This is a genomic window from Streptomyces sp. SID9727 (assembly GCF_010550605.1).
Taxonomy (GTDB): domain Bacteria; phylum Actinomycetota; class Actinomycetes; order Streptomycetales; family Streptomycetaceae; genus Streptomyces.
Window position 1 is genome coordinate 1 of sequence record NZ_JAAGNI010000159.1, and the last position, 26205, is coordinate 26205.

At 71.9% G+C, this 26205-nt stretch carries 22 protein-coding genes and 1 riboswitch; of the genes, 6 read left to right on the forward strand and 16 right to left on the reverse strand.

Translation table 11 applies throughout. The features are described 5' to 3' along the window. The first annotated feature begins 285 nt into the window (after positions 1-285). Both G3I41_RS10830 and G3I41_RS10835 read left to right on the forward strand, forming a co-directional pair. The gene (locus G3I41_RS10830; protein ID WP_164399989.1) at positions 286-870 is read left to right on the forward strand and encodes a hypothetical protein; all 585 of its coding nucleotides are present in this window, start codon (positions 286-288) and stop codon (positions 868-870) included. A gap of 385 nt (positions 871-1255) precedes the next feature. Continuing rightward, on the forward strand, positions 1256-3145 hold the full coding sequence (locus tag G3I41_RS10835; RefSeq protein WP_203600700.1) for an AAA family ATPase: 1890 nt from the start codon (positions 1256-1258) through the stop codon (positions 3143-3145). A gap of 48 nt (positions 3146-3193) precedes the next feature. Here the strand turns inward: G3I41_RS10835 and G3I41_RS10840 are convergent, their stop codons facing one another. The 10 genes from G3I41_RS10840 to ribD form a co-directional block, all read right to left on the reverse strand. Beyond that, positions 3194-4291, reverse strand: a complete 1098-nt coding sequence (locus G3I41_RS10840; RefSeq protein WP_164399991.1) for a hemolysin family protein — start codon at positions 4289-4291, stop codon at positions 3194-3196. Next, on the reverse strand, positions 4288-5649 hold the full coding sequence (locus G3I41_RS10845) for a hemolysin family protein (RefSeq protein WP_164399992.1): 1362 nt from the start codon (positions 5647-5649) through the stop codon (positions 4288-4290). Before G3I41_RS10845 ends, G3I41_RS10840 begins: the two co-directional genes overlap by 4 nt. A 186-nt stretch (positions 5650-5835) precedes the next feature. Beyond that, positions 5836-6300, reverse strand: a complete 465-nt coding sequence (locus G3I41_RS10850) for a PH domain-containing protein (protein WP_164399993.1) — start codon at positions 6298-6300, stop codon at positions 5836-5838. A gap of 25 nt (positions 6301-6325) precedes the next feature. Then, positions 6326-7174, reverse strand: a complete 849-nt coding sequence (hisG, locus tag G3I41_RS10855; RefSeq protein ID WP_164399994.1) for an ATP phosphoribosyltransferase — start codon at positions 7172-7174, stop codon at positions 6326-6328. 61 nt (positions 7175-7235) lie between these two features. Further along, entirely contained in the window at positions 7236-7508 is a 273-nt protein-coding gene (locus G3I41_RS10860; RefSeq protein WP_018103937.1) for a phosphoribosyl-ATP diphosphatase, read from the reverse strand. Between the two features lie 34 nt (positions 7509-7542). After that, positions 7543-8028 (reverse strand): 6,7-dimethyl-8-ribityllumazine synthase, encoded by a 486-nt coding sequence (gene ribH, locus G3I41_RS10865; RefSeq protein WP_073967749.1) that lies wholly within the window; start codon positions 8026-8028, stop codon positions 7543-7545. A 29-nt stretch (positions 8029-8057) separates the two neighbouring features. Next, on the reverse strand, positions 8058-9356 hold the full coding sequence (locus tag G3I41_RS10870; protein ID WP_164399995.1) for a bifunctional 3,4-dihydroxy-2-butanone-4-phosphate synthase/GTP cyclohydrolase II: 1299 nt from the start codon (positions 9354-9356) through the stop codon (positions 8058-8060). After that, positions 9353-9997, reverse strand: coding sequence for a nicotinamide mononucleotide transporter family protein (locus G3I41_RS10875; RefSeq protein ID WP_164399996.1), 645 nt, complete (start codon positions 9995-9997; stop codon positions 9353-9355). The genes G3I41_RS10870 and G3I41_RS10875 overlap by 4 nt, the downstream gene beginning before the upstream one ends. Further along, positions 9994-10593 (reverse strand): riboflavin synthase, encoded by a 600-nt coding sequence (locus tag G3I41_RS10880; RefSeq protein ID WP_164399997.1) that lies wholly within the window; start codon positions 10591-10593, stop codon positions 9994-9996. The genes G3I41_RS10875 and G3I41_RS10880 overlap by 4 nt, the downstream gene beginning before the upstream one ends. Beyond that, positions 10594-11694 (reverse strand): bifunctional diaminohydroxyphosphoribosylaminopyrimidine deaminase/5-amino-6-(5-phosphoribosylamino)uracil reductase RibD, encoded by a 1101-nt coding sequence (gene ribD, locus G3I41_RS10885; protein ID WP_164399998.1) that lies wholly within the window; start codon positions 11692-11694, stop codon positions 10594-10596. Positions 11695-11849: 155 nt separating this feature from the next. Further along, a riboswitch (FMN riboswitch) is annotated at positions 11850-11980 on the reverse strand. 276 nt (positions 11981-12256) lie between these two features. On the opposite strand from ribD, the gene G3I41_RS10890 reads away from it, so the two are divergent. Next, on the forward strand, positions 12257-14602 hold the full coding sequence (locus tag G3I41_RS10890) for a chitinase C-terminal domain-containing protein (protein WP_164399999.1): 2346 nt from the start codon (positions 12257-12259) through the stop codon (positions 14600-14602). A gap of 91 nt (positions 14603-14693) precedes the next feature. On the opposite strand, the gene G3I41_RS10895 is transcribed toward G3I41_RS10890, so the two are convergent. Beyond that, positions 14694-15872: an ROK family transcriptional regulator gene (locus G3I41_RS10895; protein WP_164400000.1), complete on the reverse strand. Its 1179-nt coding sequence runs from the start codon at positions 15870-15872 to the stop codon at positions 14694-14696. Between the two features lie 134 nt (positions 15873-16006). Between G3I41_RS10895 and G3I41_RS10900 the strand changes: the two genes are divergently transcribed. Together G3I41_RS10900 and G3I41_RS10905 are read left to right on the forward strand one after the other, a co-directional pair. After that, a complete protein-coding gene (locus G3I41_RS10900) occupies positions 16007-17233 on the forward strand; it encodes an MFS transporter (RefSeq protein ID WP_164400001.1) in 1227 nt (408 codons plus the stop codon). 155 nt (positions 17234-17388) lie between these two features. Next, complete coding sequence (locus G3I41_RS10905; protein WP_164400002.1) at positions 17389-18780, forward strand: solute carrier family 23 protein; 1392 nt, start codon at positions 17389-17391, stop codon at positions 18778-18780. Positions 18781-18793: 13 nt separating this feature from the next. On the opposite strand, the gene G3I41_RS10910 is transcribed toward G3I41_RS10905, so the two are convergent. The 4 genes from G3I41_RS10910 to G3I41_RS10925 all read right to left on the reverse strand — a co-directional run bounded on the left by G3I41_RS10910 (position 18794) and on the right by G3I41_RS10925 (position 23582). After that, on the reverse strand, positions 18794-20494 hold the full coding sequence (locus tag G3I41_RS10910; protein ID WP_164400003.1) for an NAD(P)/FAD-dependent oxidoreductase: 1701 nt from the start codon (positions 20492-20494) through the stop codon (positions 18794-18796). A gap of 53 nt (positions 20495-20547) precedes the next feature. Beyond that, positions 20548-21345, reverse strand: coding sequence for a carbon-nitrogen hydrolase family protein (locus G3I41_RS10915; protein ID WP_164400004.1), 798 nt, complete (start codon positions 21343-21345; stop codon positions 20548-20550). A 220-nt stretch (positions 21346-21565) separates the two neighbouring features. Further along, positions 21566-22021, reverse strand: a complete 456-nt coding sequence (locus tag G3I41_RS10920; protein WP_018103925.1) for an Lrp/AsnC family transcriptional regulator — start codon at positions 22019-22021, stop codon at positions 21566-21568. 94 nt (positions 22022-22115) lie between these two features. After that, positions 22116-23582 (reverse strand): GuaB1 family IMP dehydrogenase-related protein, encoded by a 1467-nt coding sequence (locus G3I41_RS10925; RefSeq protein WP_164400005.1) that lies wholly within the window; start codon positions 23580-23582, stop codon positions 22116-22118. Positions 23583-23899: 317 nt separating this feature from the next. On the opposite strand from G3I41_RS10925, the gene G3I41_RS10930 reads away from it, so the two are divergent. Continuing rightward, on the forward strand, positions 23900-24922 hold the full coding sequence (locus G3I41_RS10930) for a terpene cyclase (RefSeq protein ID WP_164400006.1): 1023 nt from the start codon (positions 23900-23902) through the stop codon (positions 24920-24922). Between the two features lie 69 nt (positions 24923-24991). Here the strand turns inward: G3I41_RS10930 and G3I41_RS10935 are convergent, their stop codons facing one another. Next, positions 24992-26008 carry a sugar-binding domain-containing protein gene (locus tag G3I41_RS10935; protein WP_018103922.1) on the reverse strand — a complete coding sequence of 339 codons (1017 nt, stop codon included), beginning with the start codon at positions 26006-26008 and terminating at the stop codon, positions 24992-24994. Positions 26009-26205 lie beyond the last annotated feature (197 nt).

The window sequence follows — 26205 nt, forward strand, 5'->3', positions numbered from 1 at the left end:
GGCCGGGGCGCGGGGCCGCCGCCGCGGAGGCGGCGGACGACAGCGTTCCGGCGCCGGCGGCCGCCACGACGGCGGCGGCGAGCACGGTGCGGCGTGAGGTGGGACTGGGCATGGGCGAGACCCCCGGTCGTCGTCTGAGGAATGGGGCTGCGGTGCACGACAGTGCGCCAACTATCGCGGTTCGCGTCCCGGTTCGGCCAGCGATTCGACCCGCGCCGGTCGACCAATATTGGTCTCTACCACTGGCGTGACCTGCGGCTGGGCCGAACGGCCTAGGCTGGGCGCATGAACGGTCTCGCGCTCCACGCCGCGCGGCTCGCCGCCCTCCCGCCGTCCTGCGGCCCGGTGCGGCTGGTCGCCGTCGACGGCCACGCGGGATCGGGCAAGAGCACCTTCGCCGGCCGGCTCGCAACGGCGCTCGGCGGGGCGCCGGTGCTGCACCTGGACGATCTGGCGACGCACGAGGAGCTGTTCGCCTGGACGGGCCGGCTCCGCGAGCAGGTGACGGGGCCGCTGTCGCGCGGCGGACCCGCGCGCTACACCCCGTACGACTGGACGGCACGGACCTTCGGGCCGGCCAGGACCCTGGAGCCCGCCCCGGTCGTCCTGATCGAGGGCGTCGGCGCCGGGCGGCGCGCCCTGCGGCCGCTGCTGGCGCGGCTGTTGTGGATGGACCTGCCCGCCGAGGAGTCCTGGGCGCGCGGCCGGCGACGCGACGGACCGGCGCTGCGCTCCTTCTGGGACGGCTGGACGGCGGCCGAGACCGCGCACTTCTCGGCTGATCCGTCGCGGCCCTGGGCGGACGCTCTGGTACGGCAGTTGCCTGTGGGGTACGAGTGGCTGGAGGGGCCCGTGCGGGAGCGGCGCTGAACCGTTTCGTCACCCCGCGTGACCGACTCGCGCCGCCCTATCGGGCCGCCGGAAAAGCGCTCGGGAGTCGCCCAACTCCGCTTGACCCGGGGGCGGTACAGGTCTTACGTTCTCAATGTGCGGCTTTTCGGAGCCCCCACAGACGCGAAGCCCCCGGTTGTTCCCCCGTGACCGGGGGCTTCGTCCTGTCCTCCCGGCGCGGTTCCGGTGCCCTCTTCCTCACCCTGGGTCACGGCGCCCCTTCGGCCCGCGGCACCCTTCGTCGGATACGCACCGCACAGGTACGATGCCTCTCGGTGCAGTCAATTCCCGTCCACGGCACAGCGATTCGGCGCACAGGGCCTGTCGTGTGGACCATGCTGGGGGCACGTTTGTGGGGGGCCTGATGGACTTCGGTACGCAGGGCGCGCAGGCCCCGGCCGACCTCGCCTGGCTGCGGGGCGTGGACGCCTACACGATGGGCGCGTATCCGCAGGCCGAGGAGGAGTTCCGGTCTGCGGTGGGCCAGGACCCCGGCATGGCGGACGCCTGGCTCGGACTGCACGCGTTGCGGGTCGACACCGCGTCGGCGCTGCTGCACATGCACCGCCACCGCGACCGCTTCGGCGAGCAGCGCACCCGCTACCGGCGCACGCTCAACTCCTGGTACTGGCTGGGCTGGTGGGTGCAGCCGGTCCTCGAGAGCCCGCGCGACCTGCTCCTCGCGCACGCCTCCCACTGGCTCGACGGCCGCCATGTCGCGGAGCTCGACCGGGCGCTGGCCGCCCTGCCGCCGGTGGAGACCGACCCCCAGGTCCGCTTCCTGCACGCCTGCCGCTCCTACCTGGTCAAGGACTGGGAGCAGCTCGTGCGCCACACCGAGCAGCTGATCGACGACCCCATGCTGGGCATCGAGGCGGGGCTGTTCGGCGGGATGGCCCGGGTGCGTCTGGAGATGTTCGGGCAGGCGGAGCCGATGCTCGCGACGGCCCTGATGCGGTGCCGCAGCGAGCAGCCGCAGCGCAAGGAGCTCCGTTACTGGCTGGCCCGCGCCCACGAGGGCACCGGCCGCAGCGCCGCCGCCCTCCCCCTCTACCGCGCCGTGCACCGCATCGACCCCGCCTTCATGGACACCTCCGCCCGCCTCGCGGCCATCGCGGACTACGACGGACTCGACGGCTCCGACGACCTGCCCGGGCTCGCGGCCGTGTCCCTGACCGGCGTGGAGGCGGAGGCGTTCTACGCGGAGGGCGCCCCGCCGCCGGGCACCGACCCGGCGGACGGGCGGGAGCTGCCGCCCGGCGGGGAACCGCAGGACGTGCCCGGAGCCGGGGGCGCCCCGCTGCCCGGCGGGGTGCGGGCGAAGGCCCCGGCGCCGCAGCTGTTCCCGGCCCGGCCCAGCGACCCGGCGCTGTTGGCCGAGGCGCTGGCCGAGCTGGAGCGCATGGTCGGTCTGGAACCGGTGAAGCGCCAGGTCAAGGCCCTTTCGGCGCAACTCAACATGGCGCGCCTGCGGGCGGGCCAGGGGCTCCCCGTACAGCCGCCGAAGCGGCACTTCGTGTTCTCCGGGCCGTCGGGCACCGGCAAGACGACCGTGGCCCGCATCCTGGGCCGGGTCTTCTACGCGCTGGGCCTGCTCGGCGGCGACCACCTCGTGGAGGCGCAACGGGCGGACCTGGTGGGCGAGTTCCTGGGCCAGACCGCTGTGAAGGCCAACGAGCTGATCGATTCGGCACTGGGCGGGGTGCTGTTCGTGGACGAGGCGTACAGCCTGTCCAACACCGGGTACAGCAAGGGCGACGCCTACGGCGACGAGGCGCTCCAGGTGCTGCTGAAACGTGCGGAGGACAACCGGGACCACCTCGTCGTCATCCTGGCCGGCTATCCGGAGGGCATGGACCGGCTGCTGTCCACCAACCCCGGGCTCTCGTCGCGCTTCACCACCCGGGTGGACTTCCCCAGCTACCGGCCCCTCGAACTCACCGCGATCGGCGAGGTGCTGGCCGCCGAGAACGGCGACGTGTGGGACGAGGAGTCGCTGGAGGAGCTGCGCTCGATCAGCGGCCATGTGGTGGGCCAGGGCTGGCTGGACGAACTGGGGAACGGCCGCTTCCTGCGCACGCTGTACGAGAAGAGCTGCGCCTACCGCGATCTCCGGCTCTCCGGCTGTACGACGATGCCCACCCGGGACGACCTGGCCACGCTGCGGCTGCCGGACCTGATGCAGGCGTACGGCGAGGTCCTTTCGGGGCGCGGACCGGTGGGCCGGGGGCAGCAGGAGCCGCCGGGGCCGTGAGCGGTACCCGTCCCGGCCGCCGGACCCCTCCGGCGGCCGGGACGGGTCTCAGCCCACCAACGTCCCCGCCCCGTCCGGGTCCGTCCTCCGCTCCTCCGTACGGCGCGGCCCCGTCACCCGGTGCGCGGGGTCGCGGACCTCGCCGACCAGCGTCTCCAGGACGTCCTCCATCGCGACCAGGCCGAGCACCCGGCCGGACGCGTCCGCGACCTGGGCGAGGTGCGTGGCGGCGCGGCGCATCACGGTGAGGGCGTCGTCCAGCGGGAGTTCGGCCCGCACGGTGGCCATCGGCCGCCAGAGCTGCTGGGGCACCGCGCGCTCGCCGTCCTCCAGGTCCAGGACGTCCTTGACGTGCAGGTAGCCCATGAACGGGCCGCCGCCCTCGGCGCAGACCGGGAAGCGCGAGAAGCCCGTGCGGACCGTCAGCTCCTCGATGCGGCGCGGGGTGACCGAGGGGTCCACGGTCACCAGGGAGGCCCGGCGCAGCAGGACGTCGGTGACCGGGCGGCTGCCCAGCTCCAGGGCGTCCTCCAGGCGTTCCCGCGCCTCGGGCTCGATGAGCCCGGCCTGTCCGGAGTCCTCCACGAGGCGGTTGAGCTGCTCGCTGGTGAAGACGGCCTCCACCTCGTCCTTCGGTTCGACGCCGAAGAGGCGGAGCACCAGCCGGGCGCAGGCGCCGAGCGCCGCGGTGACCGGGCGGCAGAGCCGGGCGAAGCCGACGAGGCCGGGGCTCAGCCAGAGCGCGGTCTTCTCGGGCGCGGCCATCGCCAGGTTCTTCGGGACCATCTCGCCGATGACGAGGTGGAGGAAGACGACGAGGACGAGCGCGAGCACGTAGCCGAGCGGGTGGATCAGCCCCTCGGGCAGGTGCACGGCGGCGAACACCGGCTCCAGGAGGTGGGCGACGGTGGGTTCGGCGACGGCGCCCAGGGTCAGGGAGCAGATGGTGATGCCGAACTGGGCCGCCGCCATCATCTGCGGCAGGTTCTCCAGGCCGTACAGGACCTGGCGGGCGCGGCCGGAACCGGCGGCGGCGAGGGGTTCGACCTGGCTGCGGCGTACGGAGACGAGGGAGAACTCGGCGCCGACGAAGAAGCCGTTCGCGAGGACCAGGAGTCCGGCGAAGACCAACTGGACGAGGCTCATCGCGCCGCCTCCAGGACCGCGGGCTCGGAGGTGTCCGTACCGGCGGCATCGGCCACCCGGACGAAGCGGACCTTCTCGGCCCGGTAGTGGCCGACCTGGCGGACCGCGATCCGCCAGCCGGGCAGTTCGGCACGGTCGCCGGGCGCGGGGATGCGGCCCAGCAGATCGGCGACGAGCCCGGCGACCGTCTCGTACGGGCCGTCGGGCACGTCGAGTCCTATACGGCGCAGGGTGAGGACCCGGCAGCTGCCCTCGGCGTCCCAGGCGGGGCTGCCGTCCTCGGGCGGGGCGGGGGCCAGCTCGGGGCGGTCGGCGCCCTCGGCGTCGTGCTCGTCGCGGACCTCCCCGACCAGCTCCTCGATGATGTCCTCCAGGGTGACGACCCCGGCGGTGCCGCCGTACTCGTCCACGACCACGGCGATCGGCTGCTCCTTGCGCAGCCGCTGGAGGAGCTGCTCGACGGGCAGCGTCTCGGGCACCAGGAGCGGGGGCACGGCGATCCGGCCGGCCGTGGTCCGCAGCCGGTCGGGGGCCGGGACGGCCAGGGCGTCCTTGAGGTGGATCATGCCGACGACCTCGTCGATGCGTTCCCGGTAGACGGGGAAGCGGGACAGGCCGGTGGCGCGGGTGAGGTTGAGGACGTCCTCCGCGGTGGCGGAGGTCTGCAGGGCGCTGACCTTCACGCGCGGGGTCATGACGTGCTGGGCGGTGAGCCCGGCGAGCGACAGGGTCCGTACGAAGAGGTCGGCGGTGTCCTGTTCGAGGGTGCCCGCCTCGGCGGAGTGACGGGCGAGGGAGACCAGCTCGCCGGGGGTGCGGGCGGAGGCCAGCTCGTCGGTGGGCTCGACGCCGAGGAGGCGTACGAGCCGGTTGGCCGCGGTGTTCAGGGCACCGATGACCGGCCGGAAGAGCCGGGTGAACCGGGCCTGCGGTCCGGCGACGAACCGGGCGACCGTGAGCGGGCGGGAGACCGCCCAGTTCTTCGGGACGAGTTCGCCGATGACCATCTGGACGGCCGCCGCGAGCAGCATGCCGGCCACCACGCTGATGGTGGGCACGGCGCCGTCGGGCAGCCCGGTCAGGGCGAGGGGTCCGTCCAGCAGCTGGGCGAGCGCCGGTTCGGCGAGCATGCCGACCACCAGGGAGGTGATGGTGATGCCGAGCTGGGTGCCGGAGAGCTGGAAGGAGAGCTCGCGCAGGGCGTCGGTGACCGAGCGGGCCCGCCGGTCGCCTTCGGCGGCGGCGCGCTCGGCGTCCGCGCGTTCCACGGTGACGAGACCGAATTCGGCCGCCACGAAGAATCCGTTGGCGAGGATGAGAAGGAATGCCGCGCAGAGCAGCAACAGGGGGGTTGTCATGCCGCCGCCTCCACGGAGGGGGCGGCGCAGGTACTACCGGACGATCCGTCCATTGCTGGAGGGAGTCACTCCTCGGGTCGCAGGAAAATCCCCGCCGGCCGCGTGGGCCTTCGGGCGGGGCGGGGCGCGCACGGGGCGCCGCCGCCCTCCAGAGTAATCAACGAGGGGCCGTACGGGGCAGGGGGCTCAGCCGTTGTCCGTGCCCGTGCCGCGGCTCTCGGCGAGCGCGCGGAGCGCCCGGGCGTCCTGGATGGCCCGCTGTTTGGCGATGCCGGGCTGGATGCCGAGGGCGGGCATGCTGGTGCCGTCGCTGAGGTCGAGGAAGACCCACGGGTCGCCCACCCGGAGGTTGACGCGGACGATCTGCGCCCAGGAGAGACGGCGGCTGCGCGTGAGGTTGACCACCGTCACGCCCTCCTCGTCCGCGACGACCTTGGGGCGGCTGAGCAGCGCGAGCACGCCGAAGAAGAGCAGCGCGGTGAAGACGAAGCTGACCCGCTCTCCCCCGCTGAGCTGTTCGAGGGTGAAGGCGACGACGGTGATGACGGCGAACATCACCGCGCCGACGGTCAGCAGGACCACCCGGGTGCGGGTCGGCCGGAAGGTCACCGGCAGGGCCGGCGGGCCGGGCGGGGGTGCGGGGGCTGACATCGTGCTCTTCTTCCGTCTCCCGCCGTCAGAGACGGCAGGCGTGGATCGCGGTGGTGAGGATGGCGCGGGCGCCGAGGTCGTACAGGTCGTCCATGATCCGCTGCGCCTCGGCGGCGGCGACCATCGAGCGGACGGCGACCCAGCCCTCGTGGTGCAGCGGGGAGATGGTCGGCGACTCCAGGCCCGGGGTGAGGGCGACGGCGCGCTCCAGGTGCTCGACGCGGCAGTCGTAGTCCATCATCACGTAGCTGCGGGCCACCAGGACGCCCTGGAGGCGGCGCAGGAACTGCTGGACCTTGGGCTCGTCGGCGGGGGCGCCGGAGCGCCGGATGACGACGGCCTCGGAGGTCATGATGGGCTCGCCGATGACGTCGAGGCCGGCGTTGCGCAGGCTGGTGCCGGTCTCCACGACGTCCGCGATGACCTGGGCGACGCCGAGTTCGATGGCGGTCTCGACGGCGCCGTCGAGGTGGACGACGGAGGCGTTGACGCCGGCTTCGGCGAGGTGCTTGGCGACGATGCCCTCGTAGGAGGTGGCGATCGTCAGGCCGTCGAAGTCCTCGGGTCCGGCGACGGTCCCGGGCTTGGTGGCGTAACGGAAGGTGGAGCGGGCGAAGCCGAGCTGGAGGATCTCCTCGGCCTCGGCGCCGGAGTCCAGCAGCAGGTCGCGGCCGGTGATGCCGATGTCGAGGCGGCCCGAGCTGACGTAGATCGCGATGTCGCGGGGGCGCAGGTAGAAGAACTCGACCTCGTTGGCGGGGTCCACCAGGACGAGTTCCTTCGACTCCTTGCGCTGTTTGTAGCCCGCCTCATGGAGCATCGCCATCGCAGGCCCGGAGATAGCACCCTTGTTGGGGACGGCGATGCGCAGCATGAGGTCGGGTTCCTTTGCGAAAGTGTGGCGGGATGACGTACGGGAGCGTGCGGGGCCTGGCTCAGAGGTGGGCGTAGACGTCGTCCAGGGAGATCCCGCGCGCGACCATCATCACCTGGACGTGGTACAGCAGTTGCGAGATCTCCTCGGCGGCGGCGTCCTTGCTCTCGTGCTCGGCGGCCATCCAGACTTCGGCGGCCTCCTCGACGACCTTCTTGCCGATGGCATGGACCCCCTTCTCCACCAGTTCGGCGGTGCGGGAGGTGGAGGGGTCGCCGTTGGCGGCCTTGAGCTGCAGCTCGGCGAAGAGCTCTTCGAAGGTTTTGTTCGCCATGATGTGCTCAGAATACGGGGTGCCCGGCCCGCACTCAGCGCCAGGGTTCGCTGACCGAGCGCAGTGTGGCGGCGGTGGCGACGGCGGCGGTGACCGCTTCGTGCCCCTTGTCCTCGTTGGACCCTTCGAGACCGGCGCGGTCGAGCGCCTGCTCCTCGTTGTCGCACGTGAGTACGCCGAAGCCGACCGGGACGCCGGTGTCGACGGCGACCTGGGTCAGGCCGTTGGTCACGCCGTGGGACACGTATTCGAAGTGCGGGGTGCCACCGCGGATGATCACGCCGAGGGCGACGATCGCGTCGTACCCGCGCCCGGCCAGCACCTTCGCGACGACCGGGAGCTCGAAGCTGCCCGGGACCCGGAGCAGGGTCGGCTCGTCGATGCCCAGCTCGTGCAGGGCGCGCAGCGCGCCGTCGACGAGCCCGTCCATGACCTTCTCGTGCCACTGTGCGGCGACGACCGCCACACGGAGGTCACCGCAGTTGCGTACGGACAGTTCGGGTGCGCCCTTGCCGCTCATGTCTCTCCTGGGTTCTCTCTACGGGTGTGCTACTGGTTGCCGCAGGCCGAAGCGGGGACCGCGTCGAGCCAGGGCAGGTCGTGTCCCATGCGGTCCCGCTTGGTGCGCAGGTACCGCAGGTTGTGCTCGCCGGCCTGGACCGGCATCGGCTCGCGCCCGGTGACGGTCAGGCCGTGCCGGGTGAGCGCGGCGGTCTTGTCCGGGTTGTTCGTCATCAGGCGCAGGCTGCGCACGCCGAGGTCCGCGAGGATCTGCGCGCCCGCCGCGTAGTCCCGGGCGTCGGCGGGCAGGCCGAGCTCCAGGTTGGCGTCGAGCGTGTCGACGCCGCGCTCCTGGAGTTCGTACGCGCGGAGCTTGGAGAGCAGGCCGATGCCCCGGCCCTCGTGGCCGCGCAGATAGACGACGACGCCGCGCCCCTCGTCCGTGATGCGCTCCATGGAGGCGTGCAGCTGGGGACCGCAGTCGCAGCGCTCGGACGCGAAGATGTCGCCGGTCAGGCACTCGGAGTGGACCCGGACCAGGACGTTCTCGCCGTCCCCGAGGTCGCCGTGGACCAGCGCGACGTGTTCGACGCCGTCCACGGTGGAGCGGTAGCCGTACGCGGTGAACGCGCCGAAGCGGGTCGGGAGCCGGACCTCGGCCTCGCGGCGGACGGTCGGCTCGTTGCTGCGCCGGTACGCGATCAGGTCCTCGATGGAGATGATCGTGAGGCCGTGCTTGCGGGCGAACGGCACCAGCTGGGGCAGCCGCAGCATGACGCCGTCCTCGCCGGCGATCTCGACGATCGCCCCGGCGGGCCGGAGTCCGGCGAGCCGCGCGAGGTCGACGGCGGCCTCGGTGTGGCCGTTGCGCACGAGGACCCCGCCGGAGCGGGCGCGCAGCGGGAAGACGTGACCGGGGCGCACGAAGTCGCCGGGGCCCGCCGCGCCGCCCGCGAGCAGGCGGAGCGTGGTGGCGCGGTCGGCGGCGGAGATGCCGGTGGAGACGCCGTGGGCGGCCGTGGCGTCGACGGAGACGGTGAAGGCGGTCTTCATCGACTCGGTGTTGTGGTCCACCATCTGGGGCAGTTCGAGCCGTTCCAGCTCGTCGCTCTCCATGGGTGCGCAGATCAGTCCGCGGCACTCGCTCATCATGAACGCGACGATCTCGGGTGTCGCCTTCTCGGCGGCGATGACGAGGTCGCCCTCGTTCTCGCGGTCCTCGTCGTCCACGACCACGACGGGCCGTCCCGCCGCGATGTCGCGGATCGCCTGCTCGACGGGGTCGAGGGCCAGGTCCTCGACGGGCACGTCGTGTTCCCGGTGCAACCAGGTGGGCTGGGCAGTCATGCCGTGGCTCCTTCCAGAGCGGGTGTCCGCGTACGCAGCCACCAGTCGCGCATGCCCCACAGGACGAGGGCGCCGTAGACGACGTAGATGAGACCGGAGAAGGCGAGTCCGCTGTGGAAGTTCAGCGGGACGCCGACGAGGTCGACCAGGAGCCAGGCGAACCAGAACTCGACCATGCCGCGCGCCTGGGCGAGCATCGCGACCAGCGTGCCGGCGAAGATGTAGGCGTCCGCCCACGGGCTCCAGGAGAGCGAGGGGAAGGCGGTGAACAGGCCGCCGACCGCGAGGGTGCCGAGGGCCGCCCCGCCGACCAGGTAGCCGCGTTCGCGCCAGGTGGCGAACCGGACCGCTATGGAGCCGTCCTGGGCCTGCTGCCTGCCCCGGGTCCACTGCTGCCAGCCCCAGACGGCGACCGCGATGACGATGACCTGCTTGCCGACGCTGCCCGCCTGCTGGACGGAGGCGTTGGCGGCGACCAGCACGACGCCGGACAGGAGCTGAGCGGGCCAGGTCCAGATCGAGCGCAGCCAGCCGAGCGCGAGGGCGATCAGGCCGACGGTGTTGCCGATCATGTCGGACCAGATGATGTGCTGGTCGAGGACGGTGAACGCCTCGGAGTTCAGCCAGTGCACGGCGCTCACTTCGTGTCCTCCTTGCCGAGCAGCCGCTCGACGTACTTCGCGATGACGTCCACTTCCAGGTTGACCGGGTCGCCGGGCCCCTTGATGCCGAGCGTGGTCAGCGCGAGGGTGGTCGGGATGAGGCTGATGGTGAAGTAGTCCGGTCCGGCGTCCACCACGGTCAGGCTGACGCCGTCCACGGTGATCGAGCCCTTCTCCACCACGTACCGGGTGAGGGCGTCGGGGAGCGAGATCTTGACGATCTCCCAGTTCTCGGAGGGGCGGCGCTCCAGGATGCGGCCGGTGCCGTCGACGTGGCCCTGGACGATGTGGCCGCCGAGCCGTCCGCCGAGCGCCATGGGGCGTTCGAGGTTGACGCGGGAGCCGGTGGTCAGGGCGCCGAGGCTGGAGCGGTTCAGCGTCTCGGCCATCACGTCGGCGGTGAACTCGTGCTCGCCGAGGTCCACGACGGTCAGGCAGACGCCGTTCACGGCGATCGAGTCCCCGTGCTTGGCGCCCTCGGTGACGACGGGTCCGCGCAGGCGGAAGCGGGAGGCGTCGTCCAGCTGCTCGACGGCGGTGACCTCGCCCAGTTCTTCGACGATTCCGGTGAACATTCAGTTCTCCTTCCGGGCGGGGCCGGGGACGGCGGTGACGCGCAGATCGGGGCCGATGCGGACGGTCTCCGTCACGTCGAGGCGCAACGCCTCGGAGATCGTGGAGATTCCGGCGTCGGCGAGGGCGGCGGGGCCCGCGCCGATGAGGACGGGGGCGAGATAGCCGACGACCTTGTCGACGAGTCCCGCGGCGACGAAGGCACCGGCCAGGACCGGGCCGCCTTCGAGGAGTACGGAGCGGACGCCGCGCTCGTGGAGGGCGGCGAGCAGGGCGGCCGGGTCGAGTCCGGGCCCCTGGGCCGCGCGGGGCAGGCGCAGGACCACCTCGTCGGGCAGGTGGCCGGTCTCCGCGTCCTCGGCGACCGCGACCAGGGTGGGCGCGGTGGCGTCGAGGACCCGGGCGCCGGGCCGTACGGCGGTGGCGCGGGTGTCCATCACGACGCGCAGGGGCTGGACCGCGCCGTCGATGCCGCGCACCCCGAGCTGGGGGTCGTCGGCGCGGGCGGTGCCGGAGCCGACGAGGACCGCGTCGGCCTCGGCGCGCAGCCGGTGCACGTCGGCGCGGGACTCCGCGGAGCTGATCCAGCGGCTGCTGCCGTCGGCGGCGGCGACCCGGCCGTCCAGGCTCGCCGCGTACTTCCAGGTGACGTGCGGGCGGCCGCGGCGGACGGAGGTGAGCCAGGCGGCGTTGCCCGCCTCGGCCTCGTCTGCGAGCAGGCCCGCCTCGGTCCGGATCCCGGCGGCGCGGAGCGTTTCGGCGCCGCCGGTGGCCTGCGGGTTCGGGTCGCCGACCGCGTACACGACACGGGCGATCCCGGCCTCGACGAGCGCCTGGGCGCAGGGGCCGGTGCGGCCGGTGTGGTTGCACGGTTCGAGGGTGACGTAGGCGGTCCCGCCCCTGGCCCGGCCGCCGGCCGCGCGCAGGGCGTGGATCTCGGCGTGCGGGCCGCCGGCGCGCTGGTGGAAGCCCTCGCCCGCGGTCTCGCCTGCGGCGTCGAGGACGACGCATCCGACGACCGGGTTGGGGCTGGTGGAGCCGAGGCCGCGGGCGGCGAGCGCGACGGCTCGGCGCATGGCGGTGGTGTCGGCTGCGGTGTCCACCGGGTCCTCCTGCCTCTTCGGGCACGGACTCCGGGGCCTGTCGATGACGACAGAAGAAGCGGAACGCACGACAGGGACGCCTGAAGCCGGAAAACACGGAGGGATCCGGTGATCCGGAACCTCCGCCGACGGCGGCGTACCCGCGAAACGGCCCGCCGCGCACTGCCTCCCATCCGGACTTTAACCGTCGGTCCAGGAATTTCACCTGGTCAACCGGCCGCTGGATGCGGACGGGTCGCGGACTGTAACCGCCGGTTCGGAATTGCACCGACCCCGGAGTGCGCTGCTGCTGGTACACGATCAGTGTGCCACGACCGGACAGGGGGCAACCGGGTGAACGCTGTGGAGTGGCTCACAAACAACACGTGACAAGACCCCTTTCGGACATCCATGCAGGAATGAACCGCGATTGGTCCAGACCTATTGACGCACTGGTCTAGTCCTCTTAATCTCTGCGTCACCTCCGAGGAGCGGTTCCGCGGTGTGCGCACGCCCGGGACCAGGCACGACCCACCCCCCTTGTTCAGTTGTGTTCTGCCGACCTCCCCAGGAGGAACCGAACGTGCTGTCCCCCACCCGTGCGAGAGCCTGGCTCCTCGCCGCCGGCGCAGGCATCGCCGCGCTGCTGATCGGCTCGCTCTCCGCGACCCCCTCGCAAGCCGCCGACCAGGAGTCCTGTCGCCCCGACGGGCTCTACGAGACGCCGGGCGTCTCCGTCCCCTACTGCTCCGTGTACGACTCCGAGGGCCGCGAGAAGATGGGCGCCGACCACCCCCGGCGCGTCATCGGCTACTTCACCAACTGGCGGACCGGCAAGGACGGCAAGCCCGCCTACCTGGCCTCCGACATCCCCTGGGACAAGGTCACCCACCTCAACTACGCCTTCGCCCACGTCGACGGAGCCAACAAGCTCTCGGTCGGCGCGGATGGGCCGGAAAACGCCTCCACCGGCATGACCTGGCCGGGTGTCAAGGGCGCCGAAATGGACCCGGATCTCCCCTACAAGGGCCACTTCAACCTGCTCGGCAAGTTCAAGAAGCAGTACCCGAACGTGAAGACGATGGTCTCCGTCGGCGGCTGGGCCGAGACCGGCGGCTACTTCGGCGACGACGGCGAGCGGGTCGGCTCGGGCGGCTTCTACGCGATGGCCACCAACGCCGACGGCTCGGTCAACCAGGCCGGGATCGACACCTTCGCCGACTCCGCTGTCGACTTCGTCCGGAAGTACGGCTTCAACGGCGTCGACATCGACTACGAGTACCCGACCACCATGAAGGACGCGGGCAACCCGCTGGACTGGACGCTGTCCAACGCCCGCCGCGCCGGTCTGGTCAAGGGCTACGCCGCGCTGATGAAGACCCTGCGCGAGAAGCTGGACCGGGCCTCCGCCGCCGACGGCCACCACTACCTGCTCAGTGTCGCCGCCCCCTCGTCGGGCTACCTGCTGCGCGGCATGGAGACGTTCCAGGTCCAGAAGTACCTGGACTACGTCAACATCATGTCGTACGACCTGCACGGCGCCTGGAACGAGTACGTCGGCCCCAACGCCGCGCTCTACGACGACGGCAAGGACGCGGAGCTCGCCCAGGCGGGCGTCTACTCGACCTCGCAGTACGGCGGCACCGGCTACCTCAACACGGACTGGGCCTACCACTACTTCCGCGGCTCGATGCCGTCGGGCCGCATCAACATCGGCCTGCCGTACTACACCCGCGGCTTCAAGAACGTGCAGGGCGGCACCAACGGCCTGTGGGGCAAGGCGGCTTCGACCGACTGCCCGGCCGGTGCGGGGCTGACCAAGTGCGGCGACGGTGCCGTCGGCATCGACAACCTCTGGCACGACCTGGACACCAACGGCAAGGAGTCGCCCGCCGGCTCCAACCCGATGTGGCACGCCAAGAACCTGGAGAAGGGCATCGTCGGCGACTACGTCACGGACTACGGGTTCCCCGCGGACACGAAGCTGACCGGCGCCTACGTCCGCAACTACGACGCGACGCTGGTCGCGCCGTGGCTGTGGAACGCCGAGAAGAAGGTCTTCCTGTCCACCGAGGACGAGCAGTCCGTGCGGGCCAAGGCGGACTACGTGGCCGACAAGGGCATCGGCGGCACGATGATCTGGGAGCTGGCCGGCGACTACGGCTGGAACGCGGCCAAGGGACAGTACGAGCCCGGCTCCACGCTCACCTCGACCATGTACGACACCTTCAAGAAGGCGGCGCCGTACGGGGCCGAGCGCTCCACGATCGACCTGCCGACGCAGGCGCTCGACATCGACGTCTCCTTCGGCCAGTTCCCGCTGGGCGACTCCAACTACCCGATCAGCCCCAAGCTGACGATCACCAACCACACCAAGGCGACGCTGCCGGGCGGCACGGAGTTCCAGTTCGACTACTCCACCTCGGCGCCCGCCAACGCCAAGGACCAGTCGGGCTTCGGCACGACGATCGTGCGCAGTGACCACACCGCCGCGAGCAACGTCGGCGGGCTGAAGGGCGACTACAACCGCGTCTCGCTGAAGCTGCCGGCGTGGCAGAGCCTGGCGCCCGGCGCGTCGGTCCAGGTCGACTTCGTGTACTACCTGCCGACCTCCACGCCGTCCAACTGGACGGTGACGTTCGGCGGCACGTCCTACGCGCTGGCGGCGGACCTGGCCCGGGGCACGACCGTGGTCGAGCCGGGCACCGGCTCGACGCCCACGCCCGGCCCGTCCGGCTCCACCGGCCCGAGCCCCGACCCGTCGGGCGGCACCTGCGCGGCGACGGCCTGGAGCGCGAGCGCGGAGTACGGCACCGGTACGACGGTGAGCCAGGACGGCCACCAGTGGAAGGCGAAGTGGTGGACGAAGGGCGAGAAGCCCGGCACCACCGGTGAATGGGGCGTCTGGCAGGACCTGGGCGCCTGCTGAACCCTGCCTTTCCCGGCCCGTCCGGCGACTGAGGACGGAACCGGTTCGCCGGTCCGGGGCGCCTCGTGAGGGCCCCGGGCCGGGACACGGATCACGCGCTCGGCGCGAACAGCACCTCCTGCGCCGCCTCCCGCGCCGCGAGCAACGCCCCCCGGCGGACCGCCGTGCCACCCAGCAACCCCGCCCGGACCTCCGTCCGCAGCGGCGACATCGCCTCCAGCCGCCCCGAGACCCGGGCGGCCAGCGCGTCGCCCCCCGCATGGCCCACCTCGCCGGAGAGCAGGACGAGCCCGGGGTCGAGGACCGAGGCCACCGCGGCCGCGCCCAGCGCGACCCGGTCGGCCAGGGCGCCGAGGAAGCCCTCGCTGTCGCCCTCCCCCGCGAGCGCCGCCCGGACGGCCGCCGCCGCACCGGGCTCCTGGCCCTTCTCCGCAACGGCGATCCCGTATCCCGCGGCCAGCTCGCAGAGCGGCGCCGAGCCGGCCAGCGAGTGGAAGCCCCCGTCGCAGTTGACGGCCGAGGGTGTGCCGGCCGTGCCCGGGACCGGCAGGAAGCCGAGTTCGCCCGCGCCGCCCGAGGCCCCCCGGCGGACCTTGCCGTCGAGTACGACCGCCGCCCCCACCCCGTGGCCCAGCCAGAGCAGGACGAACGTGTCGTGGTCGCGGGCCGCGCCGACGCGGTGTTCGGCGACGGCGGCGAGATTCGTCTCGTTCTCCACCAGGACCGTCGCCGGCAGCCGTTCCTGGAGCGCCCGGACCAGGCTGCGGTGCCAGGACGGCAGCCCGGTGCTGTCCCGCAGCTCCCCGGTGACGGGGTCGATCAGCCCGGGCGCGCCGATGCCGACGCTGTGCAGGGGTGCCGTGCCCGCGCTGCGGGCGGTGGAGGCCAGCAGGGCCGCCGCCTGCTCGACGGCGTCGTCGGCCGCGGTCTCGCTGCCGATGGGCAGGACCGCCTCGGCCAGCGTCGCGCCCAGCAGATCGGCGACGACGACGGCGACGCTGTCGGTGCGCACGTCGAGCCCGGCCAGCAGCGCCCGGTCCGCGACGATGCCGTAGAGCCGGGCGTTGGGGCCCCGGCGGTCGGCCCCGGTCTCGCCGACGACATGGATCAGACCGGCGCCCTGGAGGCGCTCCACGAGGTCCGCGACGGTGGGCCGGGAGAGCCCGGTCAAGGTCTTCAACTGGGTGGCCGTCAGAGGGCCGTCCTGCTGGAGGAGGCGCAGGGCGAGCCGGTCGTTGATGGCCCGGGCGGTGCTCGGTGATGCGGGCATGCCGGAATCCTTCCAGATCACCGCCGAACCGGAGACGTACGGACGGTCTATTTATCAGGCAGGGTTCCTGATAGTTTAGCGCCCGCATCATCACCCGCATCGTGGAACAGGACTTCAGGGGAGGGCACGGCGGTATGACAACCACATCCACGGCTACGGTCTTCAGCACCAGCGAGGTGCGGCGGGCCAGGTACGCCATCGCGGCGGTCTTCACCGTGCACGGGTCGGTGACCGGCAGTTTCGCCACCCGGGTCCCCTGGATCCAGGACCACGCGGGCGTGAGCGCGGGCCAGCTGGGCCTCGCGCTGGCCTTCCCCGCGATCGGCGCCTCGGTCGCGATGCCGCTGGCCGGCGCGGTGAGCCACCGCTTCGGCGCGCGGACCGCGCTGCGCGGGCTGCTGGCCCTGTGGACGCTGGCGCTGATCCTGCCCGCCCTGGCGCCCAACCTGCTCACCCTGTGCGCGGCGCTGTTCGTGTACGGCGCGTCGGCGGGCGTCTCCGACGTGGCGATGAACGCGCTCGGGGTCGAGGTGGAGAACCGCCTCGACAAGTCGATCATGTCCGGTCTGCACGGCATGTGGAGCGTGGGCGCCCTGCTGGGGTCGGCGGCGGGCACGGTCGCCGCCCACGCGGGCACCGACGCCCGGCTGCACCACGTGATAGCCGCCGTGGTGCTGACCCTGCTCGGCCTGATCGCGTGCCAGTGGGTGTTCGACCTGCGCAGCGAGCCGGACGAGGAGCCGCCGCCGCGCTTCGCGCTGCCGCCCAGGTCGGCCCTGATCATCGGCGCGGTGGGCTTCTGCGCGGTGTTCGCCGAGGGGGCCAGCCTCGACTGGTCGGCGGTCTACCTCCGCGACACGCTGGACAGCTCGGCCGGTCTCGCGGCCGTGGCCACCACCGCGTTCGCGCTGACGATGGCGATCGCCCGGATCGCCGGGGACCGCGTGGTCGACCGCTTCGGCGCGGTGCGCACCGTACGGGCCGGAGGCGTCCTGGCCACGGTCGGCGGGGTCCTGGTGGTCACCGCTCCGCACGTGGCGCTCGCGATGTGCGGGTTCGGGATGATGGGTCTCGGCATCGCCGTGGTGGTGCCGCTCGCCTTCGCGGCGGCCGGACGCAGCGGGCCCAAGCCGGCCCAGGCCATCGCGGGCGTCGCGACGATCACGTACACCTCCGGCCTCATCGCCCCGTCGGCGATCGGTTCGCTGGCCGAGGCCACCTCGCTGGTCGTGTCGTTCGGCCTGGTGACGGCGCTGGCGTTCGGTCTGGTCCTGGGGGCAGGGGTGCTGCGGGCCGGTGACCGCAAGCCGATGTCCCAGGGCGCGGCGGTACCGGACGCGGCGGCCGGGCCCCACGCCTGACCCCTTCCCCGGACGCCGCGAAACCGGCGAACCGGAACGGGTGGGTCCGGCCGAGGGGTGCGGACCGGGCGGCACTACCATGGCGCTGATCTTTTCCGCGACGAGCGCCGTGCCCGGCCGGCACGGGCTCACGCACCTACACACAGGGAGCAACCATGGGCCTCGGCGTGCGCTGGACCTTGCACGGCGACGGGAAGACGCCCGCACCGGGAGCGGTGGTCCGCCCGGACGAGCGGCTCTCCTGGCCCCGCACCTTCGGGCTCGGCGCCCAGCACGTGGTCGCCATGTTCGGCGCGTCGTTCGTGTCGCCGGTCCTCATGGGGCTCGACCCCAACCTGGCCATCATGATGTCGGGCATCGCGACGGCCATCTTCCTGCTGGCCACGCGCGGCCAGGTACCGAGCTACCTGGGCTGCTCGCTCTCGTTCGTCGGCGTCGCCGCGACGATCCGGGCGAGCGGCGGCGACAGCGCGGTGGTGACCGGCGCGGTCTTCGTGGTCGGCGCGGTGCTCTTCCTGGCCGGTCTCGCGGTGCAGCGGTTCGGTGCGCGGATCATCCACGCGGCGATGCCGCCGGTGGTGACGGGCGCGGTGGTCATGCTCATCGGCTTCAACCTGGCGCCGGTGACCGCGTCGACGTACTGGCCGCAGGACCAGTGGACGGCCCTGCTGGTGATGCTGTTCACCGGTCTGGCCGTGGTGTGCCTGCGCGGCTTCTTCTCCCGGATCGCGATCTTTCTGGGGCTGGTCTTCGGTTACGTGCTGTCCTGGGTCCTCGACCGGGTCTTCGGGAAGATCCACTCCCCCGCCGGCGGCGCCGAGTCGGTGGACCACTGGCGGCTGGACCTCTCGGGCGTCGGGAAGGCCGACTGGATCGGGCTGCCCTCGTTCCACGCGCCGAGCTTCGAGTGGTCGGCGATCCTGGTCGCCCTGCCCGTCGTCATCGCCCTGATCGCGGAGAACGCCGGCCATGTGAAGGCGGTCGGCGAGATGACGGGCCGCTCGCTGGACGGCAAGCTGGGCACGGCGATCGCGGCCGACGGTGCCGCTTCGATGCTGTCGACGGCGGTGGGCGGTCCGCCGAACACCACGTACTCCGAGAACATCGGCGTGATGGCCGCGACCCGGGTGTACTCCACCGCCGCCTACTGGGCCGCCGCCTGCTTCGCCCTGCTCTTCGGTCTCTGTCCGAAGTTCGGCGCCGTCGTCGCCGCCATCCCCGGCGGGGTGCTGGGCGGGATCACCGTCATCCTGTACGGCATGATCGGCCTGCTCGGCGCCCAGATCTGGCTGAACGCCAAGGTGGACCTGCGCAATCCGCTGAACCTGGTGCCGGCGGCGGCGGGCATCATCATCGGCGTCGGCGGGGTCAGCCTGAAGATCACGGACAACTTCGAGCTGAGCGGGATCGCCCTCGGCACCATCGTCGTGATCACCGGCTACCACGTGCTGCGGGCGTTCGCCCCGGCGCACCTCAAGACGCAGGAGCCGCTGCTCGACTCGGGCACGTCCGCCTACGACGAGGAGCGCCCGGCCACGGATTCGTGACCGGGGCGCCCGCTCAGTCCTCGGGGAGTTCGACCGGGGCCAGCTCGTCGAAGCGGTCGCCGGGGCCGGGGTTGGTCGCGTCGGTCGCGCCGCCGAAGTGGGTCATCACGCCCCACACCGCGTTCAGCGCGGTCTGCACGGCGCCCTCGGCCCAGCCCGCCGTCCAGGAGATGTCGTCGCCGGCCAGGAACAGGCCCCGCTTGTCGGCGGGCAGCCGGTCCTGCATGAAGTGGGTGAACAGGCGCCGCTGGTAGCGGTAGTGGCCGGGCAGGTTGGCCTTGAACGCGCCCATGAACCACGGCTCGTTCTCCCAGGAGACGGTGACCGGGTTGCCGGTGATGTGGCCGCGGATGTCGACGTTCGGGTAGATCTCGCCGAGCGACTTCAGCATGACGTCCATCCGCTCGGCCGCCGAGAGCGGCAGCCACTTCAGGCTGTCGTCGCACCAGGTGTACGAGAGGCAGATGCTCGCCGGCCGGTCCGGCCCGTCGTCCAGCAGATACGTGCCCCGGGTCATCCGGTCGGTCAGCGTCATCGACATCGTGTCGCGGCCGGTGGTCTCGTCCCTGTCCAGCCAGAACGGCCGGTCGACGGGCACGAACAGCTTGGACGACTCCATGTAGTGGGTGCGCTCCATCGCCGTCCAGTGGTCGATCGGGAAGAGCGCGTCGTCGCAGGCGATCTTGGAGAGCAGCAGCCAGGACTGCCCGGTGAAGACGGCCGCCCGGAAGGTGCGGATGTCGCCGGAGGCGTCGGTGACGGTGATCCGGTTGCCGGCCGTGCGGTTCAGCCGGGTGACGGCCCCGCGCGGCTCGCCGCCGTGCAGCGAGGACAGCGAGGTGCCGAGCGGCCAGTGGACGATCTTCCGCGGCTCGCGTTCCCACAGCCGCAGCGGGAGCTGCTGGCTGCCGCCGACGATGGAGCGGTGGTGGTCGTCCGCCTCGGTGTAGACGACGCGCAGGATCTCCAGGATGGAGTTGGGGAAGTCGGTGTCCCAGCCGCCGGTGCCGAAGCCGACCTGGCCGAAGATCTCGCGGTGCCGGAAGGACTTGAAGGCGTCGGATGCGCAGAGGAAGCCGTAGAAGGTCTGGTTGTCCAGCTTCTCGACCAGCCGGGACCAGATCTCCCTGATCCGGTCCACGTCGCGCTCGCGCATCGCCCGGTTCATGTCGGAGAAGTCGGCGCCCTCCTCCAGGCAGCGGTTCCAGGCGTCCATCACATCGCGGTAGACCTGCGGGAGTTCGTCGATGGTCCTGGCGTAGTGCGACTCGCCCTTGAGGTCGACCACGGTCGAAGGGGTGGCCGGGCAGAGCGGGTTGGGGAACGGCTTCGTCTCCAGGCCCACGAGGTCGATGTAGTGCTGGAGGGCGGTCGAGGAGGGCGGGAAGCGCATCGCGCCCATCTCGGCGGTGAGCGGTTCACCGTCGGTGGCGCAGCCCTCGAACTCGACGGTGCGCAGCCGTCCCCCGATGCGGTCGGCCTCGTACACGACCGGCTTCAGGCCCATCTTCATCAGTTCGTACGCGGTGATGATGCCGGAGAGCCCGCCGCCGATGACGGCCACCTCCGTGCCGTGCTCCGTCGCCGGTATCTGGCCCAGGCCCGCCGGGTGGGCGAGGAAGTCGTCGTACGCGTACGGGAAGTCCGGGCCGAACATGGTGATCGGCGGGGCCGCTTCCTCGGGGTGCTGAACGGCGGGGGGCACGGCGGTCATGGCGTACGGGCTCCTTGCGGGACGGGCGAAGACGTGAAGAGGGACGGGCGGGCTCAGACGAGGGAGCCGTACAGCCCGGGGCGGCGGTCGCGGAGATAGGGGTTGGCGGCCCGCGAGTCCGCGAGCAGGGCGAGGTCGACATCGGCGGTGAGCAGTTCGTCGCCCCGCCCCGCACGGGCCCGGACCGTGCCGTCGGGACCGGCCAGGCAGCTCAGCCCGGTGAAGTCGAACGCGCCTTCCGGGCCGGTGCGGTTGACGTACGCGATGTAGAGCTGGCTCTCGAAGGCGCGGACCGGGACGAGGGACTCGGCGACGAACGAGAAGGGGTGCATCAGCGCGGTCGGGACGAGCAGGAGGTCGGTGCCGGCCAGGGCGTGCGCCCGCACGTTCTCCGGGAACTCGACGTCGTAGCAGGTCAGCAGGCCGATCCGGACGCCGTCCAGCTCGGCCTGGACCACGGGCTGCCCGCCGGGGGTGAACCAGTGCTGCTCGAAGTCCCCGAAGAGGTGGGTCTTGCGGTAGTTGGCGAGCGTGCTGCCGTCGGGGCCGATGAGCTGCGCGGAGTTGTACAGGGTGTCGCCGTCGCGCTCGGGATAGCCGTAGTGCACGGCGATCCCGTGCCGCACGGCGATCTCCGCGACGGCGCGGGCGGCGGGCCCGTCGGCCGTCTCGGCCAGCCGCGGGACGTCGTCGCCGATCGCGTACCCGGTGAGGTACAGCTCGGGGCAGACCAGGAGCCGGGCCCCGGTTCCGGCGGCGCGGCGCGCGGCATCCGCAAGCAGCTCCACGGAGCCGGCGACCGAGCCGGGACGCCCGGAGCTCTGGAGCAGGGCGGTGCGCAACGACGGCATGGCTGACCTCGGGCGATACGGGCGGGGCGGGGACGTAGAAACGGTACGTTCCGCGATTCGGCCCGGACAAGGCGCGACCGTTGCGCACCGACGGCCGATCCGTTGCGCGATTCGGGCGGGGGACGGCGATTCGTTGCGCGAGACCGACGGCATTCCCGCGCGTCCGGCGTGTGAGGACGGAACCCTCGCGGAGGACCGGGCCGGCCCTGCGGACGGCCTGCTACCCCGGGGACCCCGACGAGTACCGCCGCAACAGCGGCGAGAGCACCAGCACGGACTTCGTCCGTTCCACGTACGGCTCCCCCGCGATCCGCTCCAGGACCTGTTCGAAGTGCCGCATGTCCGCCGCGAAGACCTGGACCAGCGCGTCCGCGTCACCGGTGACCGTGGACGCGGAGGCGACCTCGGGATAGCGGGCGAGGCCCTGCTTGATGGACTCCGGGGACGTGTTGCGGCTGCAGTAGATCTCGATGTACCCCTCGGTCTCCCAGCCGAGCGCGGCCGGGTCGACCCGCACCGTGAACCCGGTGATGGCCCCCTCGGCGCGCAGCCGGTCCACCCGGCGCTTCACGGCGGGCGCGGACAGGCCGATGATCGAGCCGATGTCGGCGTAGGAGCGGCGGGCGTCCTCGGCCAGGGCGTGGACGATGCGTTCGTCGAGGTCGTTCAGTCGCACGTCGTACGGGTCACTTCTCTGCGGGGCACGGACGGAGCCGGGCATGACTGTGCCGGGGAGCGGCAGCCGCCGCCCCCCGGCAGTAGACCACGGGTCAGCTCCAGCTGGCGTGCAGCGGCTTGCCCTCCGCGTAGCCGGCGGCGCTCTGGACGCCGACGACGGCCTTCTCGGCGAACTCCGCGAGGGAGGCCGCGCCCGCGTACGTGCAGGAGGAGCGGACGCCCGCGATGATCGAGTCGACCAGGTCCTCGACACCGGGGCGCGCCGGGTCCAGGAACATCCGCGAGGTGGAGATGCCCTCCTCGAAGAGGGCCTTGCGGGCCCGGTCGTACGCGGACTCGTCGGAGGTCCGGTTCTTCACGGCGCGCGCGGACGCCATGCCGAAGGACTCCTTGTAGAAGCGCCCGTCGGCGGCCTGCTGGAGGTCGCCCGGGGACTCGTACGTGCCGGCGAACCAGGAGCCGATCATCACGTTGGACGCGCCGGCCGCGAGTGCCATGGCCACGTCGCGCGGGTGGCGGACCCCGCCGTCGGCCCAGACGTGCTTGCCGTACTTCTTCGCCTCGGCGGCGCACTCCAGCACGGCCGAGAACTGGGGGCGGCCCACGCCGGTCATCATGCGGGTGGTGCACATGGCGCCGGGTCCGACGCCGACCTTGATGATGTCCGCCCCGGCCTCGATGAGGTCGCGCACGCCCTCGGCGGCGACGATGTTGCCCGCCACGATCGGCACCTGCGGGTCCAGCGCCCGGACCGCGCGCACCGCGTTGATCATGGACTCCTGGTGGCCGTGCGCGGTGTCCACGACGAGGGTGTCCACCCCGGCGTCGAGGAGCTGCTTCGCCTTGCCGGCCACGTCGCCGTTGATGCCGACGGCGGCGGCGATCCGGAGCTTGCCGGCCGCGTCCGTCGCGGGGCTGTAGAGCGTGGCGCGCAGGGCGCCCTTGCGGGTGAGGATGCCGACGAGGCGGCCGTCCGCGTCGACGGCGGGGGCGAGCTTGCGGTTGGCGCCGTCCAGCTTGTTGAAGGCGTCGCGCGGGTCGATGTCCGCGTCCAGCACGACCAGGTCCTTGGACATGACCTCGGAGAGCTGGGTGAAGCGGTCGACGCCGGACAGGTCGTGGTCGGTGACCACGCCGACGGGCCGGCGGTCGGCGTCCACGACGACACCGGCGCCGTGCGCGCGCTTGTGCAGCAGGGACAGCGCGTCGGCGACCGTCTGGCCCGGCGACAGCTCGATGGGCGTGTCGAGCACCAGGTGGCGCGTCTTGACCCAGGAGATGACCTCGGTGACGACCTCGATCGGGATGTCCTGCGGGATGACGACGAGGCCGCCGCGGCGGGCGATGGTCTCGGCCATCCGGCGGCCCGCGATCGCGGTCATGTTCGCGACCACGAGGGGGATGGTGGTGCCGCTGCCGTCGGGAGAGGAGAGGTCGACACCCTGGCGCGATCCGACCGCCGACCGGCCCGGGACCATGAAGACGTCGTCGTACGTGAGGTCGTACGGGACCGAGGGGGACTCTGTGTAGCGACCGGTGCCGGGCTCAATAAAACGCATAACACTCATTTTTTCATACGAAATGGCGCAGGTCGCTTCCACGAAGACACAGCAAATGACTCCCACGCTCGTATGTTCCTACGAAGGAAGACGAAAGAACCGCTGCGGGAGTCCCGGGCAAGTGCCACCTGCCTTGCCCCGAGACCTTACCGGAACAGCTTTCAACCATTCCCGATCATCTGCCCTGGACCTGGTGACAGGGGGTCAGGTAGCTTCAAACCCGCAGGTCCCGTGGGTCACCACAACGCCCCGGAGGAACGGACGGATCATGCTCAACTTCCGTCACCCGTACGACCGGAGAGGATCACGATCCGCCCGTGGAGAACGAACTGCCGGACATCTACTGCCCGTTCCCCCAGCGGACGAACCCGCACGTCGCCCACGTACGGAAGCATCTGGACACCTGGACGCGCAACACCGGCCTTGTGCACCGGGATTCGGCCAGGGAGCGCTTCGAGCAGGCCGACTTCGGCGCCTTCGTCGGCATGGTCTACCCGACCGCCGACAGTGAGAATCTCGACCTGGTCGCCGACTGGTTCGTCTGGCTCTTCCTCGTGGACGACCAGCTCGACGACGGCCACCTCGGGCGCAGCCCGGAGCGGGTGCGGGACGTCGTCGCCCTGATGCTGGCGGTGGTCGAGGGCACCCGCACCGGAGTGCTGGAGAACGAGGAGCTGCCCGCCGCCGTGGTGGCCCTCATCGACCTGTGGCAACGCACGACGCCGACCGCGGCGGTGCACTGGCGGCGCAGGTTCGCCTGGCACCTGAAGAAGTACCTCACCACCGCCACCACCTGGGAGGCCGGGAACCGGGCCGCGGGCGTGGTGCCGTCGGAGGAGCTGTACATAGAGAAGCGCCGTCACACCGGCGCGATCATCGTCTGCATGGACCTGATAGAGATCGTCGCGGGCATCGAGGCGCCTTCCTCGATCCACAACGACCCCCGGTTCATCACCGCCCTCGAAGCGTCCTGCAACCACGTCTGCTGGGCCAATGACGTCTACTCGTACGAGAAGGAGCAGGTGCTCGGCGAGATCCACAACCTCGTCCACCTGGTCCGCCACCACCGCGGCTACGGCAAACAGCAGGCGCTGGAGCACGTCTGCGCGGAGCTCGCCGTCGAGACGGAGCGCTTCCTGACGGCGGAGCGCGAACTGCTGGAGGCGTATCCGCAGCTCGCGGGGACGCTGGAGCCCTATCTCGACGGCATGCGCAGCTGGATGCGCGGCAATCTCGACTGGTCCCGGCAGACCCCCCGCTACAACCCGGCCGACGTCAGCCAGTACGAGCAGCCGGAGCAGTATCTGGAGTCCACGGTCCTGGGCGTCTCCCAGGACTGAGCGCCGGAGGTACGGGAGAGGGGCGAGCGGTCCGTGACCGCTCGCCCCTCTCCCGTGTGCCCGTACGTCTCAGTCGCCGTCCGGGTCCGCGCGCTCCAGGGCCGGGCGGCGCGGGGCGGCCGACTCGGTCAGCAGGTAGTCGGCGGCGGCGGTGTCCGTGACCAGGCTGGTGACCAGGCCGGACCGCAGCACCGCGCCGATCGCGGCGGCCTTGCGCTGCCCGCCCGCGATCGCCACCACCTCGGGGATCCGGCGCAGCCGGTCCGCCTCGACGGTGATGCACCGCTCGCCGAGGTCCCGGCCGACCCGGCGGCCCTCGGCGTCGAAGAGGTGGGCCGACATCTCGGCGGCGACCCCGAGCGAGGCGTAGTGCCGGCGCTCCTCGTCGGAGAGCATGTCGTGCACGGTCGAGATGCCGGGCTCCCAGGACCCGATGGAGACGGCCGCGACCGTCACCTTGTCGAAGTACTCGAAGGCGCGGGCGATCCCCGTCTGGTGGCGCAGCGCGGCGGCCGTCGCCGGGTCCGGCAGCAGCATCGGCGCGTAGATCGGGTGCGCCTCCCCGCCGGAGACCTGGGCGGCGCGCCGTACCGCCTCGACCGAACCGCGCTCGGCGGTGCCCGCGTCGTACACCCCGGTGAGCTGCACGACCGTGCACGGGGGCAGCCGGTCCAGCGCGGCGGCCATGTGGATGGTGGAGCGGCCCCAGGCGAGCCCGAGCACATCGCCCTCGTTCACCAGTTCGCCGAGCAGGTCGGCCGCGACCTCGCCCAGGTTCTCCGGGTCGGCCGCGTCGTCCTGCTCCTCCGCCGGGGACTCCACGACGACCGCGTGCCGCAGCCCGTAGCGGGCCCGGAGCGCGTCGGAGCGCTCGGCGTCCAGCTCGGCCGGGACCCGGATCTCGATGCGTACGAGGTCGCGCTCCAGGGCGGTCTCCAGGACGCGGGCCACCTTGAAGCGGCTGACGCCGAACTCCTCGGCGATCTGGATCTTGGACTTGCCCTCGAGGTAGAAGCGGCGGGCCATGGCCGCCGCCTGCACCAGCTCCGCGGGCCCCATCCGCAGGGCGGACCGGCCCGCCGACATTGCAGACACCGCGTTCTCCTCACTGCTGTTCACGCTCTTGATACGCCGTTCATCCTGTCAGATACGGCGATCCCTGACCGGTCCCGTCGGACCCCGTTCATCTGCCCTTGGCCCGGGCGACGCTCGCTCCCCCGGCCGCCCCGGCCTCAGTGCGCGCAGCCCCAGCCGGCCGCGCCGATGGCCCCGTCGGCCCTGGC

What these genes read in the sequence shown, in the direction of transcription:
- G3I41_RS10830 (WP_164399989.1), top strand. Translation starts at nt 286, where the DNA reads ATGAACGGTCTCGCGCTCCACGCCGCGCGGCTCGCCGCCCTCCCGCCG.
- G3I41_RS10870 (WP_164399995.1), bottom strand. Translation starts at nt 9,356, where the DNA reads ATGACTGCCCAGCCCACCTGGTTGCACCGGGAACACGACGTGCCCGTC.
- G3I41_RS10895 (WP_164400000.1), bottom strand. Translation starts at nt 15,872, where the DNA reads ATGCCCGCATCACCGAGCACCGCCCGGGCCATCAACGACCGGCTCGCC.
- G3I41_RS10910 (WP_164400003.1), bottom strand. Translation starts at nt 20,494, where the DNA reads ATGACCGCCGTGCCCCCCGCCGTTCAGCACCCCGAGGAAGCGGCCCCG.
- ribH (WP_073967749.1), bottom strand. Translation starts at nt 8,028, where the DNA reads ATGAGCGGCAAGGGCGCACCCGAACTGTCCGTACGCAACTGCGGTGAC.
- G3I41_RS10860 (WP_018103937.1), bottom strand. Translation starts at nt 7,508, where the DNA reads ATGGCGAACAAAACCTTCGAAGAGCTCTTCGCCGAGCTGCAGCTCAAG.
- G3I41_RS10880 (WP_164399997.1), bottom strand. Translation starts at nt 10,593, where the DNA reads ATGTTCACCGGAATCGTCGAAGAACTGGGCGAGGTCACCGCCGTCGAG.
- G3I41_RS10900 (WP_164400001.1), top strand. Translation starts at nt 16,007, where the DNA reads ATGACAACCACATCCACGGCTACGGTCTTCAGCACCAGCGAGGTGCGG.
- G3I41_RS10915 (WP_164400004.1), bottom strand. Translation starts at nt 21,345, where the DNA reads ATGCCGTCGTTGCGCACCGCCCTGCTCCAGAGCTCCGGGCGTCCCGGC.
- G3I41_RS10835 (WP_203600700.1), top strand. Translation starts at nt 1,256, where the DNA reads ATGGACTTCGGTACGCAGGGCGCGCAGGCCCCGGCCGACCTCGCCTGG.
- G3I41_RS10850 (WP_164399993.1), bottom strand. Translation starts at nt 6,300, where the DNA reads ATGTCAGCCCCCGCACCCCCGCCCGGCCCGCCGGCCCTGCCGGTGACC.
- G3I41_RS10925 (WP_164400005.1), bottom strand. Translation starts at nt 23,582, where the DNA reads ATGCGTTTTATTGAGCCCGGCACCGGTCGCTACACAGAGTCCCCCTCG.
- G3I41_RS10845 (WP_164399992.1), bottom strand. Translation starts at nt 5,649, where the DNA reads ATGACAACCCCCCTGTTGCTGCTCTGCGCGGCATTCCTTCTCATCCTC.
- hisG (WP_164399994.1), bottom strand. Translation starts at nt 7,174, where the DNA reads ATGCTGCGCATCGCCGTCCCCAACAAGGGTGCTATCTCCGGGCCTGCG.
- G3I41_RS10905 (WP_164400002.1), top strand. Translation starts at nt 17,389, where the DNA reads ATGGGCCTCGGCGTGCGCTGGACCTTGCACGGCGACGGGAAGACGCCC.
- G3I41_RS10935 (WP_018103922.1), bottom strand. Translation starts at nt 26,008, where the DNA reads ATGTCGGCGGGCCGGTCCGCCCTGCGGATGGGGCCCGCGGAGCTGGTG.
- G3I41_RS10840 (WP_164399991.1), bottom strand. Translation starts at nt 4,291, where the DNA reads ATGAGCCTCGTCCAGTTGGTCTTCGCCGGACTCCTGGTCCTCGCGAAC.